Below are 15,739 nucleotides of genomic sequence, written 5' to 3' on the forward strand. Positions count from 1 at the left end.
TATTACCTAACTAATTTACTAAACGTAGTTTAAGTCCGGCTCCTGGTGTTGGAACCCGTGAAAACTCTTTTTCAAAGTAGAACTCTTCAGCATGTACAGAAGTTTCTGATAGATGATAATGCATATGAAGTTCTTTCTTGTCAGCAAGCTTTTCATTTATAGCGACTTTTATAAGCTCATTAATGCTGACACCCTCCTGCTTAGCTCTTAGATAAACTTGCTTATGCATATCAGAACCAATGCGAATATTGAAAGTGCCCGACATAGTCTTGTCTGGTGCCTTACCTAACATCTCGCATGTTTCCAAATAGTCTTCAACAGCTTCTTCAAAAGCCATGCGTAACTTTGCCGGATTCTCAGCTTCGTATGTAACTAAGTCATTAATGCACTCGATTTTCCCGTGCAAAACATTGTCATCCAGCGAAACTTCAACCGAACCGAAGTACCCTTTATAATCCATAAACTTTGACATTAGAGATCACCTGATTCTATTAGTTTTTCAACCACTTGCTTTATGTATACCTGCTTTATAACTTTGTCTGGATGGGGTTCATGCAAGTTAATTAAGACCTTGTCAGCCCCCCTGAAAAACTTTCTTCGGGAACCACTTCCCTTAAACTCTTCAAATCCAAGGGCCCTTAAAAAGGACTGTAGCTCGTTCCACGTAAAGTCTTTAGGTCTACTTAACAGCCGTACTTTGAGCTTTTCCTGTTTACTCATTTGCTATTTTAACTCTCACCTTGAAGACTGCAACTAAAAATCAGTTGCAACCGAACCTAAACACTAACCAAGATATCAAACACGAAGCATATGAGGTTCAATTCTTTACCATGAACACCATACTCTCCGAGAAATATCACGGTTTTGCTGGAAGGAGGTATTTATCAAGTTGAAAGAAGGCCAATTTAAGTATTGAAGGATACGTGGTATTCGGGCAATGATTTTGTATTACGTTTCATTGCTGCATATGTCTGATACAGTATTGAAGGTTAGCTGGAGTAACAGAAAATTCAACCGCTCCTTTGTTTCATTGCTGCATATGTCTGATACAGTATTGAAGGAAATCCAGCACCGGCAGCACCGTTATTGATCGTCGTTTCATTGCTGCATATGTCTGATACAGTATTGAAGGTTAAAGCGCCTCTGTATTTTGAAGAAATGGAAGAGTTTCATTGCTGCATATGTCTGATACAGTATTGAAGGGATTGACGGGGCGATTGATGATAGAGCGCTTATGATGTTTCATTGCTGCATATGTCTGATACAGTATTGAAGGAGAAGACGTGGTTACGGTTTGTTTTGCTACCGCTACGTTTCATTGCTGCATATGTCTGATACAGTATTGAAGGCATTCAGGCCAGGGGAAGGTATACCGGAGTGTTTGTTTCATTGCTGCATATGTCTGATACAGTATTGAAGGTCAGAACAACTACATTTACCCCTGATAATTTCCCGTTTCATTGCTGCATATGTCTGATACAGTATTGAAGGACAGAGATTTGGAGAACAATACCTGAAAATGATGTTTCATTGCTGCATATGTCTGATACAGTATTGAAGGTGTTATAGAAAAGCGTTACGAACAATATGTAACTAGTTTCATTGCTGCATATGTCTGATACAGTATTGAAGGTTTCCCCATTTGCCGTGCATAGCATCAAACTCATTAGTTTCATTGCTGCATATGTCTGATACAGTATTGAAGGTTACTGCCAACATGAACTTCACCGAGCCTAAATCGTTTCATTGCTGCATATGTCTGATACAGTATTGAAGGTGTTCGAAGGCTTCCGTACCGCGCCTAATTTCCCCGTTTCATTGCTGCATATGTCTGATACAGTATTGAAGGTAGAATGCGGCCAGCCGTCTTTGGCGTTGGGTTTATGTTTCATTGCTGCATATGTCTGATACAGTATTGAAGGTTGGATTCAAATGAGGGAAGTTCAGAAGCGTTAAGTTTCATTGCTGCATATGTCTGATACAGTATTGAAGGCATGAGTAAGCCAACTCCTAATCCCGGCGAGTACTGTTTCATTGCTGCATATGTCTGATACAGTATTGAAGGTTAGAATTGTTGAAACCACAGACGGCCTAGTAGAGTTTCATTGCTGCATATGTCTGATACAGTATTGAAGGTCAAGTTGAGCAGGAGATTATTACTTTATCTAATGTTTCATTGCTGCATATGTCTGATACAGTATTGAAGGCCCAAGAGCGCCGGAAGATAAAGAAGGGCCAGCTGTTTCATTGCTGCATATGTCTGATACAGTATTGAAGGGTCAGACTCTTTTTCATCGGACTCAACTTCTTCTGTTTCATTGCTGCATATGTCTGATACAGTATTGAAGGATCACTAATAACTGTCCTGGCATGGTTGATGTGTTTCATTGCTGCATATGTCTGATACAGTATTGAAGGAGCACTGGATTCTCAAGCACTGTTGCTGTTTGGTGTTTCATTGCTGCATATGTCTGATACAGTATTGAAGGAAGATCAGATAAATAATAGAGATGACAAGCTGGAGTTTCATTGCTGCATATGTCTGATACAGTATTGAAGGTTAATTCCCGGACATGGAACGATAAGAGCAGACGTTTCATTGCTGCATATGTCTGATACAGTATTGAAGGCCCTTATGATCACTTCAACTAGCGAACAATTATTTGTTTCATTGCTGCATATGTCTGATACAGTATTGAAGGCTCAATCGCACGTGTTCCATATCGAGGACACTAGTTTCATTGCTGCATATGTCTGATACAGTATTGAAGGGCGGCCAGCCAATGAACCAAGGCCAACAGATGCAGTTTCATTGCTGCATATGTCTGATACAGTATTGAAGGTCACTCTCAAATCCCAGGTGGGGTGTGGCTTGTGATACAGTTCAAAATTGTGAATTCTCGAAAATATACCAACGCCTCAGAAACGTTGTATTTTTTCGAAAAGACACTACGCTGAATATTATCAGACATATGATGTAATGAAATCATCAAAAATCAAGATTGGTTGTCCCTCTGTGTTAACATGGGCGATTATTTCACACTAATAGCCTCTTTTTGAGGCTTTTAGTGTTTTTTAGCCTCTGTCATTGCAAAAGTTAAGATATTCACACTGTTCGCACTGCGCGTAGCTGGCACTGGTGTCAGGCATTAGTTGTGTGTTCTGCATTTGCTGAATGTGTTCTAGCGCGACTTTCAATTGCCTGTAATTTTCAGGCGCAAAATTTATCTGATGAACCTTCCCTTTAGTACCGTAAGAAATAAAACCTTTAGAGACAGTAACTCCAAAGAATTCCTCGACCATCGATGCATAAGCCGTTAATTGCAGGATTTGTCCCCGAGTTGGCTTAATGCAATCCAGCTTAAATTCCACAACATAACTTTGATCCTGACAAAACAATACAGCATCAGCTAAGCCATGAATACCCATTTTTTCTGACTTTAAAACAACATCGAACTGTAGCTTTCCCTCAGAAGCCTTATATCTGCTCAAGGTTCTGGACTGACTCAGCATAGTCTCACGCTGATGGTATTCAAGCCCCTGTTTGACCCATAAAGGAGAAGGTACTTTTAATCCCAGAACATATTGATAAAAAACAATTCGAGGGCAAAAACAGTACTGACGAAATAAACTGGCGGGTACAGTCATAGAACCTCAAAACGTTCAGGTCTTTTAAACTCTTCTGCTTTATAGCCAAATCCATACCGGGCAATAATGTCCCCCAGTTTTGCCCTGACCAGAAAAGCTTTATCCGACTCTTTATCAAGTTTCGAAAACAACCGGTAAACTGCACGCTCCTCAGCCCGGTTTACAAAACCCCAAAAAACAGATTTTTGAATCGGATCCAACCCGATATCCTTCAATTGCTCAAACAGTTTTTTCCGCTGCTTGTTATCTTCCACATCGTAAGCAACCAGTACTTCATATCTAAGCTCTCGGTTCATAGTTACCACCGGAATATATAAGGTTTGTAGTTTTTTTCACCATAAAAGCTTCCTGACAATCTGTAAATTTGACGCTGGAGAATTGTTTCCAGGCGCAGGCGCTTCCCTTTGTACAAGTAGTGCGTTGAGAAGGTTTTATGGATAGACGCTATCAGTTGTTTCTTTAATTTCGGGGTTAACTCTCCGGCCTTATGCAGCTTATCGGCAATTTTTATTACGTTCCGGTCAACTGTCCACGCCCGGTATATTTCCATAATATCCAAAACCAGTGAAGGTTTTCCCGCTCGCTGTGTATGTAAAAATCCCTGATAAATCTCAAGCCCAGCATTAATCAGACAATGCCATACATAGGTGCTGAGGATGCTATAACCATAATTCAACGCTGAATTTATCGGGTCTTTTGCTCCCCGACCACTTCTGCCCGGAAAGGTTTCAGGAAATAGCCCTGACTGATATAAACACTTCCAGTAAATTGCCGCTCCACTTCCTTCATAACCTAATAAAACTTCACGCCAATCAGAGTAATTTTCTATTCGCAAACGCTGCACTTTATCAATATGTAATTTAAGATCTTTTGATGCCAGTTGGCACTGATAGGATTGATCCGGTCGCTTCTGGTATTTAGAAAAGTAGTTGAGAATAACTCTTTGATTCTTCAGTTTACCAACGACTAATTTTCGGGCTAACACTGTTGCTTCTTGAGTTTGGAGAAATTGAAACTGCTGCTCCCTGACCTTACTTACAGCATGAAGCTGACCGCCGCTGATACACGCCATAGTATGAGTATAAGGATCAAGCACGAAAAACTTAATCCCACGCATCGCACACTGAACTATTACATTACTCGAAAAGCTCACACCCTTTTTTGTAATAGTGACCGTTTTAATCCGGCTTAACGGATACTCAGCAATAAGTTGACCATCCTCCTTGACGGTCAACCGCTCACTGGTAACACCAATAAAATGGCCGAACTCATTGACGGTAATATGCTTCATATATCCTAGACTGGCTCCCCTAACTGATAAACCTGCCTCATCGCTTTATTTGAGCTTTCAACAATATACTCCAGCGAAACTACATCACCGACCTGAGTTACAAATAGATTAGAACGAGGCTTACCAAACAAGTCTCCAAATAATTCTAACCAGCTCTTAGGCGTTATTAACTTAATTTCTGCAGGTAATTGGCTCCAGTGCTTTATCTCCTCTCCTCCCTGAACAAGAGGAATAACGTTTTCCATAAAATCTTTAACCGATACGAATACTCTATGTCTGAATCGGGATTTTGAGTTGGGAGATAGCATTAAGCCCTGCACAGGAACATCACCAAGTAATTCAGCCGGAACTTTACGCCAATTATTAAAACACTCTGCATCGGCCTTAACTTGGTGCCTGGAACCAACAGCAATAAGATTCCTGCTCTGTTCAATACCCTGAATAGGCACATCTTCAGAGAAATCAATTTCTTCACCACTTCTCTTAAAGCCTGAAGCAGATAAACCCTCCACACCAAATAGTTGCCACACATCACTTTTGTCTGCATTTTTACGTTTTACCCGATAACCACCTGATGGTGAGTCTATTTTTGGTAACGACCATTCTTTCCTTACCTTTTTATGCTGACGGGTATTTGTAATGTGCCGGGGAAAGAGTTCTTCCAGCATAGACTGATATCCAGACTCATCAAAAAACTCCTCTTTCCCAAGTTTTCGCCCCTGATTCTGGCATACAAACTCATGCTCTGTTAACTTTAACCACTGATGCCTGCCTGGGTACTGCAACTGCTTACCGTCCAACTTTCTTTGCTTGGCTTTTAAAAATCGGCTCTTTACTTCCACTTTGATACTAAAACCTTTTTCATCCAGCAACTTACTGTTGGCTGTAAAGGTTTTTGTCTGATCATTAAACAGCGCCGAACGTAAACTCACCTTCTGAGTGGCGTAGTGAAGGGATTCAAGTAGATCTGCAGCAAGATGATCTTCATCACTGCAGTTCTCTTTTGCCACTCTGTGTAATAACTCAAATGCCGCTGGTTTATTAATGCTATAAGCCTTAAAGCTCGTTCCGGCCTGTTGCTTTACATCATAAATAGTCTTATCACGCGCACCGTTCAGATATGGCCTTAGTGCCTGCCACCACAACTCGTGGGCCTGAGCCTGACCATCCACCCATATTACGTTCCTATTGTTAAACCCAACACCCAGCTTGTCTTGAGTCACGATCAGTGGAATAAAATGCTCCGCATACAAACCATCTTTAAACAGGCGCTGACTTTGAACCGACGCTTTTTCGAATTTTAGTTTAGGCTCAATTCGTTTTATCTGAGCCTCTTTTGGCAAAATGGAGAACAGCCAGTCAGAATCATCCAGTCCGGCCGTTTGTAACATATCTCTGGTATGAGGTTGCCTTAGAGCTTCTGCCATTACCATAGCAGCATCAACCATATGGCTGGCAACTGGTTGATATTCGACTTTGGCAAACTGAGGATGTTTCTCTGCTAACCGGGAACGCTGTGACTGCCCTTTTTCTGCTTCAATATACCCGACAGAAAAATCTACCGTATTCACTGTGTAGTTCTGTCGAATTTTCTGCATGATCAACTTTGCAAGATAAGCCTGCGTTCCGTTTACTCTTGTTTTGGTTGACTGATAAAGCAAACGCATAAGATCGAATCTGAGCTCTTCAACAAACAACCCGTGCCGGATAGCTTGCCTCAGCTCAGGAGCTTCTATTTCAGTAAAACTGATTAAGCTTCCCTTTTCTATAAAAGCGCTACAAAGTCGGATAAGTTCCTGTTTAATCGCATCTCTGTCACTATGACCGAACTGAGTCTCAAGATAGGCGGGATGCAGGTTTTGCAGTGTATAAAAGCTGCGATCTTTTGTGCTGTTCCCTGTTGAAGAGCAGTAAATCAGGTTCGCTTCATGGTTAAATACCCCTTTATTGCGTCCTTTTGATTCTGCTCTTGGAATGATATGGTCAATCTCTCCGCCTAATTCCAAAACCTCTCCGGTGTAAGGACATATACCTTTTGACGCCACTTTTATTCTTTCGTCTTTATCCAGCCATTGCGCTTCTGCTCGTTCTGCCCTCTTCAGATTGTCATTCTTGCTTTTGGCATTTCGCTTTATCTCACTTAGCGATGCAGTGAACCGAAAGCGGTTCTCTTCCACAATAATTGGTATAGAAATTCCTTCTTCCTGCTTCTCCTTTGGCAGTTGCTGAATTTTAGCCAAGGCAATCTGATAGGCTTGCTTATCCAACAGGCGGGCAAGCAGACCATCAAATGGACGAGTGGTATCCGCAGGTAATCGAAGTCCAACTGCAGCCTCATTATCTTCTCTGTCCGGCACGATTTCGCCGCGCCAGTTGTTCTCTTTGGTACAGCTACGGCAGTTACGACTAAAGCCTTTCTGATCCTGCTCCATCAGGTTATAGAGCTTAGCTAAATCAAAAACATTGCTGAATCTCTGTGCAGGGATACCAAGCTGCTTCGCAATACTCTCGGCAACCTTTGGTACTACCTCACTAATCTCAATAAGGTTCTTATCTTCAACTTTTTTACCTTGTTCTTTTAGCCATACATTGCGCTGAATATGGTGATTAAGCGCATTGCCAAACTCTTTCTGTGACTCTGCTGCAAGCTGACACCACCCCTTGATACCTCGCCTGCCAATTCGAGGGTTTTCTCTCCATAAGTATTTAAAGCTCTCCTCCTGCCCTTCTGTCAAGTTATGGCTAAATGCACCGGACAACAGTTCGCGAAGCTGGTTAGCTTTATGAGGAGGTTTTTGACCACACACTTTTAATATCCGACCCGGGGCTTCAAACCATAGTGCATGACGGGCATCTGCTGTTTCTTGATAGAACTTAATGGCAAATTGAATGAAGGACTCCAAAGCTTGCCCCTGAATAACCCTTCCTAAAGCATCTTTACTTCGCTGGATAAACTCACCACTCTTCTCTTCTTTAGCTATCCAGGCCCTTAGCTGAAATGGGTCATGAGCGCGGCTAAGCTCCAGTATTCTTTGCAGTACTTGTGCCCATGCTTCTTTATTTTGAATGTTCGCTAACTCCAGTCCTTTTTTGACAACTACACCTTGACGCTCCAATTCATCCGCCAGTTTAGAAACAATGGCAGACCATAAAGGAAGGTGCGCCTCCATTGCGTCAACTGATATCAAAAGACTCTGACATTTTGGCGGGCGACGATTATTTTGATCTTCAAAGGGAGGAATCGACAACGCGGGAACCACGGTTTCAAATAGTGTGAGAATGGGTATGGAACGCTTTTCAAATAGAGCGATCTGATTGGCTTTATCTAGCTCTGTTTTGCAATGAAAGGCACTTAAATTTCGATAGAAAACTTTGTGCAGTTTTTCAGGCAACCAAATATCATTTGTTTTCATTGCTTCATCGTTAAAGTAACGGCGAAGCACACGAAGTTGCATATTGCTGATATGTCCTACCAGGTTTGCAAACTGTTCAGGTGGTACTGGCAAAAGGTCACGTAGAAACTGGTAATCAGCATGATTAACAATATCTGCACGAATGTTATCCAGATAAGCAGAACGGATTTTATGCCCGTCCAACTCAGCCTTGATAAAGCTATCAACTCCTTGCCTCAAGGCTTTTAAACCATTTGAAAGCTGTTTCTTGTTTTCTTTGTAATCATCAGGCAAAACTTTCTCAAACTCTTTTGCATTCAAACTATACTGCTCTGAATTCTTGAACGCTTTGGCTGTATCTACCACAGAAGTAATAACCTGATAAGCTTCCAATAAATTACCTGTTCTTGGTAAGTCTGCATGATAGTAAAGAGCATAAGGTTCAGCAGGTAATACTGCTAACAAAGCTTCATCCACGTTTTCCGACAGGTAGGTAAATCCCCGCCGGTTAAGCAAACTGTTTATTGCTTCACGCTCTGTACGTCCCAGAGAATGGAATTGGATCTGATAACATTTGTCCAGTAACAGCCATAAAAGACGTTTTGCCATCTTTCTTCGCTTAGCCGTTCTGCTCTGATGTCTTCTGGCTGTACGGTCAACCTGAGAATAGGTCATGGCATCGCTATGCATCACGACCATACCTGTTTTTTCTGCACATTCCGGGGTATCTCCCTGCTGATACTGAGAAAGATAAACCCCGGTATATTTAGCCCCCATATCAAGCGCAATTGGCGATATTGTTTTCATAAGTTAATTCTCATAATTATTATTTAGGAAAGCCATCATATAAGGCCAACCATTTACCTAGCCGTTCTTAAATACTCTGATTGAAAGACAATTCTTCAAGCACAGAAGCATCTTTTACATTTTAGGTCGCTTTTCTGATTGCGTTCCTTCATATGATACGATTTTTATAAAATTTTATTAGAAGTAGTTCACAAAACTTGTTATAGAACAGATAAATAGATTTCGAACCGGATTGGGACGTCCACCCTACTGGTTTACATAACTCGTAAAGAACTTAACCAGATAATGCTTGCACAAAACTGCTGACCAAACTACGATCAGCTTGCGGTAAAGAATAACTACTTCGTTAGTGGGCTGCCTTCTGTTGCAGTACATTGAGTTATTACCCTTCTTGCCGCCTCATTCACATATGTTCAGAACGGAAGTATTTAATCCAAGAAATTTTGAGCAACAAAACGAGACTGCGGCTTTAATGCACATGTATCAGAGCGTTGGGAAATAGTTTTGAAAAGAGGTTTTTAATTACTTTTCAACAGAAAAGAAAAAGCCCCTATCCTTTGAGAGAACTGGGGCTGGTTGCTAGCCAGATGCCATGCGGAGATCGAGAGAAATGATCACATAACCGGCTGAGCGTGCATTTTAAACTTTCCGACCTTTGGCAGTGAGAGTGAGAGAGCCTCGGGCCTTCCGGTTAAAAATGCGATTGCCAATTTAACGCCGTGCTGCATTAATTCACGTCTGAACCGGCTAATGCAGCGTGGCGCTAATTCTGTTATATCGATTACTGAAGTAATGACATCGCAGAGTTCGGCAATTGTTTTGCTTGAGCAAGAATGGAAGTACCTGCCTGTTGCAAAATCTGGTTTTTGGTAAGTTCGGTTGTTTCCTTCGCAAAGTCGGTATCTTTGATACGGCTCTTCGAGGATTCAACGTTTTCCTGGATGTTCGCCAGGTTGTTAATACTGTGACTTAGACGGTTTTGCTTCGCACCAAGGTCTGCTCGCTGACTGTCTACATATTTCAATGCAGCATCAAGGATACCTACCGCGTTCTGAGCGCCTTTCACCGATCTTACGTCAATATCCTGAGCGGTTGTATTCACAGCTTCTGCACCGCCAAGACCAATCTGACCAGCCAAAGGACCTGCGATATCAAGACCGTCTCCGGCATTAGGCTCTGCAACGAATATCTGTAGCAGACCGTTCTCGCCGACTGATGCTGTCAGCATATCTGTCTGACCGTTAATGTAGGTTGCCAGCTCTTCGATATCATCACCCGCTTTTGCGTTGATGTTGATGATCTCGTCTTCACCTTCATTAACACCCTTAAGTGTCAGGGTCATGGTGTTGGCATCAGCTGGTACACCCCAGTCTTTACCAATTGACTGACCTTCCGGAAGCTCAGAGTAGTATGTCTCGCCACCCATGCGGTAATCATCGGCACGGATACTGGTCAGGCCCATAATCATGGCTTCACCTGAGTTAGCACCAATCTGGAATGCCGCTTCACCGAAGGTTCCGTTTAGTAGTCTGCGTCCACCGAAGGAAGTGGTTTCTGCAATACGGTTTAGCTCGTCCTGAAGAGCGGTAACCTCTTCATGAATCGCCTGACGTTCAGACATTGAGTTTGAACCGTTAGCTGACTGCAAGGACAGGTCACGCATACGTACAAGTATGGCAGTGGACTCGTTCATTGCACCTTCAGCGGTTTGTGCAATCGAAATACCATCGTTAGCGTTTCGCATTGCCACGTCCAGACCACGAGACTGTGCGTTTAATCGGTTAGAGATCTGCATACCTGCAGCATCATCTTTCGCACTGTTAATCTTGTGACCTGAAGACAAACGCTCCATTGAGGTATTCAGGTTATCTGTTGCCTTATTAAGGTAACGCTGAGACGTCATTGCCGCGACGTTAGTACTTACTGTTACAGCCATCTTTTTGCTCTCCTGTTGAGTTCGCAAGCTCTTTGCGAAGCGGCCAGCTTAGGTCTCATTTGGATAAGCACTGACCGTGGTGTCACTTGCAGAACCTGGTGTAATCACCTGGTTCAAAACATAATTCATTCTCTACTTATTATGTATACAAGCAACGTGCCAACTTTTTACAACTCAATACCATTTTCTAAAAAAAACTTATAACTCTTTAAATTACATAAGGTTAAATCGCTAAGACTTTTTCCTCATTTAAATCTCTAAGAGATTTTTCCGGAAAATCCGGCAATTACCGGGTGGCAAGGCGCCAATTGCCGTTGCCGCTTTTTTCCGTATTGCCTGCTTTGTATAAATTGCCGTCAAATTAACCGCACATATGGCATAGGCACATAAGGCGTTGGCTAATTTACAGGTAGTTAAACAGAGTCAGGTCTTTCACTTTACCGAAGGCTTTTTGTGAAGCCTCCAGCGCTAATGAATTCTCATTAAAATCGATGACAGCCTGGGAATAATCCAGATCTTCAAAGGCACTCTTTGATTTTGCCAGTGTCAGCTTAAAGTCTTCGTGCAGATCTTCCTGGATATCCAGGGTTTCCAGTCTGGCACCCACATCTGTACGGGTTTTGCCAAGATGGATAAACGCCGCATTAAACTCTTTGGTGATTCGGTGCAAAAAGGCCGTGGCATCAGCATCAGAAACCGGCTTTTCCTGCAGCGCAATGGCGTTCTTAAAGCTGTCAAAAACGCTGATAGTCTTCTGAGGTTCAAGCGTGATACTGTCACCGGCAGTAATCTGCCCCTTAATATCGATGTTTAGCCCTTCGTACTGAATACCAACTTTAGGGTCAAACTCCTGAGCGGCAACCACACTGCCGTTCTGCTCAAGCTGATACCCGTAGTTGCCGGCCCCCATATCAACAAAGGTGATCTTATAAACTGACTCGTCAAAGTAATCCGTGTTATTTGCCCGCTCCAGAAGCAGCTCAGACGCTTCCTGAAGCTGATAAGTCGGAGAGTAATCTCCAAACGGGTTTTCAATCTCGGTATACACCTGATTACCGGGATCGTTAATCGGCATTTCCAGCTGATTAGAAATCTTCATCTTACGGTGGTAGCTGTCACCGGCATAAGTCACGTTACCCGCGTTGTCTCTGAAAAACGGCTGATTCTTTGGCTTGGTACCGGCAAAGATATAGTTGCCGGACTCATCCTGGCTGTTGGCCAGATTAAGCAGATTGGCGAAAACTTCCTGCAGCTCGCGTGCTTTTGCCTCGCGGTCAGCCTGGGAGTGCGAACCGTTGATCATTTCCATAACGGTTCGTTTTGCTTCATCAACGTATTCTTCAGAGTTCGCAATCAGAACTTCATGATGCTCAAGACGGTTTCTCACCAGAACAATGGCATCCATATACTGGCTAAGCTGTTCGCTCTGCTGACCAATCGACTGGATATAGTGTGTCGCCAGCGGGTCATCACTGGACTTCATCAGTTTTTTACCTGATGCCAGTTGGGCCTGATTGTGAATAACTTTGGCTTCTTGTCTTCTCAGATCATTCTGAACCGACTGGTAATTGTGGAAGCTTGAAATACGACTAACCATTTACGCCTCCTACCTTAAAGCCAGAATAGTGTCGAACGTGTCGTTCGCCACTTGCATGATTCGGGATGAAGCCATATATGCCTGCTGGAACTTCATCATATTCGCCGCTTCTTCATCCATGTTAACTCCGGACACGGAGGCAACACGCTCAAGAGAAGCTTCGTTCTCAAGACGGGCAACATCTGTCAGGCGGATAGCCGTGGACATTTTCAGCCCCATATCCGTATTCAGGTTATGGTAAACCTCAAGAAGGCTGGAGTTGCCGTCGTCCAGTTTTCTTTCTGTCTGCAGATCCTGCATTTTTCTCAGGTTGCCGTTATCACCTTCTGCCGGAGTCAGGTTCGCGGCAAAGCGGTCATCGGCTGCCGCTCCGGCGCTCAGGCTGAATGTGGTTCCCTGAACAGTTACCGGGCCTGAAGGCGGATATTCCTGTGGCTGAAGCAGCACATTACCTTTTGTATCCAGCACGGCAAACTTGTCGCCGGTAGGAGAAACCAGTACCTGAAACTCTTTCAATTCACCGGCAACCAGGACTCTGAAGTCCGCATCGCCGTTTTCTGATGTCAGTGAGCTTTCATAGCTCTGTGCGGTAATTTTTGCCGCATCGTCCATGACCACTTTGATCTGCTCAGCACCAAGGCGTACCGGACGGATAATGATTTTGTCACCGGCTTGCGGAGCCGTTCTCAGCTCAATACGCATACCATCGATATAAAGCGATGAGTCCTCAACCGGCACTTTCACCATCTCGCCATCCGGCTTAATAAAGGTGTAATCACTGCCATCATAACGGAGATGATAATCGCCACCCTGTAGCTGGCTGGTGTCTTCAATAAATGCAGCCAGGTCGGCCTGTGAGTTGTTGCCGGTGATAACGCGTGATTTAGCAATTCGCTCAGAATTCACATCGGTAAAGATATCGGCACCCACATCGCCGCGAAGATCCAGACCGTGCGCCTGAAGCTCGTTAATTTCGTATGAGAAAGCTGTTGCCAGGCGGCCAAGTTCATCCTGCACATTGGGAACCAGTTCATCACGGGTTCTGAACAGAGCAGCCATTTTGCCGTCAATGCCGTCATGTTTAATCTGTTTAAGACCTTTACCTTCGATCATGGCAAGTTGGCGTTGCTGGGCATCCGGCTCACCGTCAACCATAACCAGAGTACTTGCTTCAGTACCTGAAACCAGAGTGTGACCATTGCCGATATGAACGTTAAAGCCTTCGTTGTTCTTACGTGGTGTTACCGTCACTTTTGTGTACTCTGAAAGCTCTTTAACCAGTCTTTCATGGGTATCCATCAAATCGTTATGCGGCCCCGGTGTTTTCATCATCAGGCGGTGAAGGTCGCGGATCTCAACGGCAATTTCGTTCATGCGCTCAACGGCAAGGTCCAGCTTCTTATTCACATTGGATGACTGCTGCCGAACGGTTTCGTAGAAGGTATTCAGGTTCTGGCTGATAAGGCCTGCTTTTTCCAGTACAACCTTTCTCGCGCCCATATCGTTGGGTGAGTCCGCCAGAGTCTTAACTGAATCAAACCATTCATTCAGGTTTTCAGGGATTTTCTTAGAAGCCAGAGAAGAAAGCATTCCTGTCAGAGTTTCAAGGCTCTCTTCTATTTCCGCGCTGTTTGACAGATTAGTTTCAGAAACATTCAGTTCACGAACGGCAAACTGATCCCAGGAGCGGCGAACATTTTCCACATGCACGCCCATGCCGTAGGTTTCGCCGCCATATTGGCGAGGCATATTAGTCCCCTGAATGACAGACTGACGGCTATAACCTTCAGTATTAGCATTCGAAATGTTATGACCTGTGGTGTTGAGTTGTCTCTGAGCGGTCAAAACGCTCTGAGTACCAACATTCAACAAATCCGATGCCATAATGCCCCCGGGGAAAACTTAAAAAATAGACTCGGGGGAATAGTTGCAAGTTGTGTGCCAGGAAGTTAACGCTAGGGGTAAATGGTTGATTTGGGTAGAAAGGGCCCTGGGTTTTTAGGTAGAAAAAAAACAGAAAGCCAGGTTATTGGTCTTACTTATCTATGTTTAATCAAGTTAATTAAGGATTATTGCCGCTCTTCCCAGGGCCCAGGGCCTAGAAACCCAGGGCCCCAAAATCCAAAATCCAAAATCCAAAATCACATCCTATCTATCCGCGCCTTAACATCCAGCACCTTCTCCGCGTACTTAGGATCCGTCGCATATCCCGCCTTATGAATCCCGTGGATAAAGGACTCAGAACCGCTGTTCTGTGCCAGGGTTTCGTGGTATCTCGGGTTCTGGTTCAGGAAGCGGACGAAGTCGCTGAAGCTCTCTTCGTAGCTGTTGTAGGCACGGAAAGAAGCATTTTCTTTAACAGGGACGTTATCGTGGAATTCCAGGGTCTGGGTTGCCACTTTATCGCCTTTCCAGCTTCTGTCGGCTTTGATGTTAAACAGGTTGTTGCTGCTGCCCAGCGAGTTCTTGATAACCTTTTTACCCCAGCCGGTTTCCAGTGCGGCCTGAGCAATAAGCAGTGACGGCTCAATGCCAAGGGCTTTGGCTGCACGTTCTGCATACGGCTTCATGGACTCAACAAACTGCTCAGGGCTTTCAAAGGTTGAAGGCTCTTTCACCTTGTTAGCAGCCATAACGTTAATGGCATCGTCTGCTACTTTTCTCGCTTTGGACTGGTCAACCGGCAGGCGCAGAGAGGTATCCATGGCGGCATTACGCATCACCACTTCAGTATCATCCTGCATATCGGTACCGGCACTTAGCTGGGCGACTATCATGTCGGCGAGTCCCAATGATCCAGAGGAACTAAGCTCACTGGCCATCTGCTCATCCAACATCTGACGATAGAAGTCCTGATTCTGACTCTTCATCAAATCCGATTCAAACGTGGCATTAGCATCACGCATGGACTTGAACAACATATTGGTAAAGATAGATTCAAACTGCTTTGCCGCAGCCTTAAGCGCTGCCTTCTGATCACTGTCATCGCCGCCCACTGCGTCTTTACGCAGGTTATCCAGGCTGGCGATATCATGAATAAAGCCGATGTCATTTCCGTTATTAATCAC

General features: G+C 43.9%; 10 protein-coding genes and 1 CRISPR repeat array. All 10 genes read right to left on the minus strand.

Translation table 11 applies throughout. From position 1 onward, the window contains the following. Nucleotides 1-10: 10 nt before the first annotated feature. Nucleotides 11-472 carry a type II toxin-antitoxin system HicB family antitoxin gene (locus L3Q72_RS10555; protein WP_275129909.1) on the minus strand — a complete coding sequence of 154 codons (462 nt, stop codon included), beginning with the start codon at nucleotides 470-472 and terminating at the stop codon, nucleotides 11-13. Then, complete coding sequence (locus L3Q72_RS10560; protein ID WP_275129910.1) at nucleotides 472-720, minus strand: type II toxin-antitoxin system HicA family toxin; 249 nt, start codon at nucleotides 718-720, stop codon at nucleotides 472-474. The genes L3Q72_RS10555 and L3Q72_RS10560 overlap by 1 nt, the downstream gene beginning before the upstream one ends. A 162-nt stretch (nucleotides 721-882) precedes the next feature. Then, nucleotides 883-2,843: direct repeats of the CRISPR family, unit length 37 nt; unit sequence GTTTCATTGCTGCATATGTCTGATACAGTATTGAAGG. Between the two features lie 232 nt (nucleotides 2,844-3,075). Next, a complete protein-coding gene (gene cas4, locus L3Q72_RS10565) occupies nucleotides 3,076-3,648 on the minus strand; it encodes a CRISPR-associated protein Cas4 (RefSeq protein WP_275129911.1) in 573 nt (190 codons plus the stop codon). Next, nucleotides 3,645-3,944, minus strand: a complete 300-nt coding sequence (gene cas2 / locus L3Q72_RS10570; RefSeq protein WP_275129912.1) for a CRISPR-associated endonuclease Cas2 — start codon at nucleotides 3,942-3,944, stop codon at nucleotides 3,645-3,647. Before cas2 ends, cas4 begins: the two co-directional genes overlap by 4 nt. A gap of 2 nt (nucleotides 3,945-3,946) precedes the next feature. Next, complete coding sequence (gene cas1 / locus L3Q72_RS10575; protein WP_275129913.1) at nucleotides 3,947-4,939, minus strand: CRISPR-associated endonuclease Cas1; 993 nt, start codon at nucleotides 4,937-4,939, stop codon at nucleotides 3,947-3,949. A 5-nt stretch (nucleotides 4,940-4,944) separates the two neighbouring features. After that, nucleotides 4,945-9,138 carry a type II-B CRISPR-associated RNA-guided endonuclease Cas9/Csx12 gene (gene cas9, locus L3Q72_RS10580; RefSeq protein ID WP_275129914.1) on the minus strand — a complete coding sequence of 1,398 codons (4,194 nt, stop codon included), beginning with the start codon at nucleotides 9,136-9,138 and terminating at the stop codon, nucleotides 4,945-4,947. A gap of 781 nt (nucleotides 9,139-9,919) precedes the next feature. Then, nucleotides 9,920-11,074, minus strand: a complete 1,155-nt coding sequence (locus L3Q72_RS10585; protein WP_275129915.1) for a flagellin — start codon at nucleotides 11,072-11,074, stop codon at nucleotides 9,920-9,922. A gap of 403 nt (nucleotides 11,075-11,477) precedes the next feature. Then, on the minus strand, nucleotides 11,478-12,671 hold the full coding sequence (gene flgL, locus L3Q72_RS10590; RefSeq protein WP_275129916.1) for a flagellar hook-associated protein FlgL: 1,194 nt from the start codon (nucleotides 12,669-12,671) through the stop codon (nucleotides 11,478-11,480). A 9-nt stretch (nucleotides 12,672-12,680) separates the two neighbouring features. Continuing rightward, entirely contained in the window at nucleotides 12,681-14,555 is a 1,875-nt protein-coding gene (flgK, locus tag L3Q72_RS10595) for a flagellar hook-associated protein FlgK (RefSeq protein WP_275129917.1), read from the minus strand. Nucleotides 14,556-14,812: 257 nt separating this feature from the next. Next, on the minus strand, nucleotides 14,813-15,739 hold the full coding sequence (flgJ, locus tag L3Q72_RS10600; protein ID WP_275129918.1) for a flagellar assembly peptidoglycan hydrolase FlgJ: 927 nt from the start codon (nucleotides 15,737-15,739) through the stop codon (nucleotides 14,813-14,815).

Origin of the sequence: Vibrio sp. JC009 (assembly GCF_029016485.1) — a bacterium.
GTDB lineage: Bacteria > Pseudomonadota > Gammaproteobacteria > Enterobacterales > Vibrionaceae > Vibrio.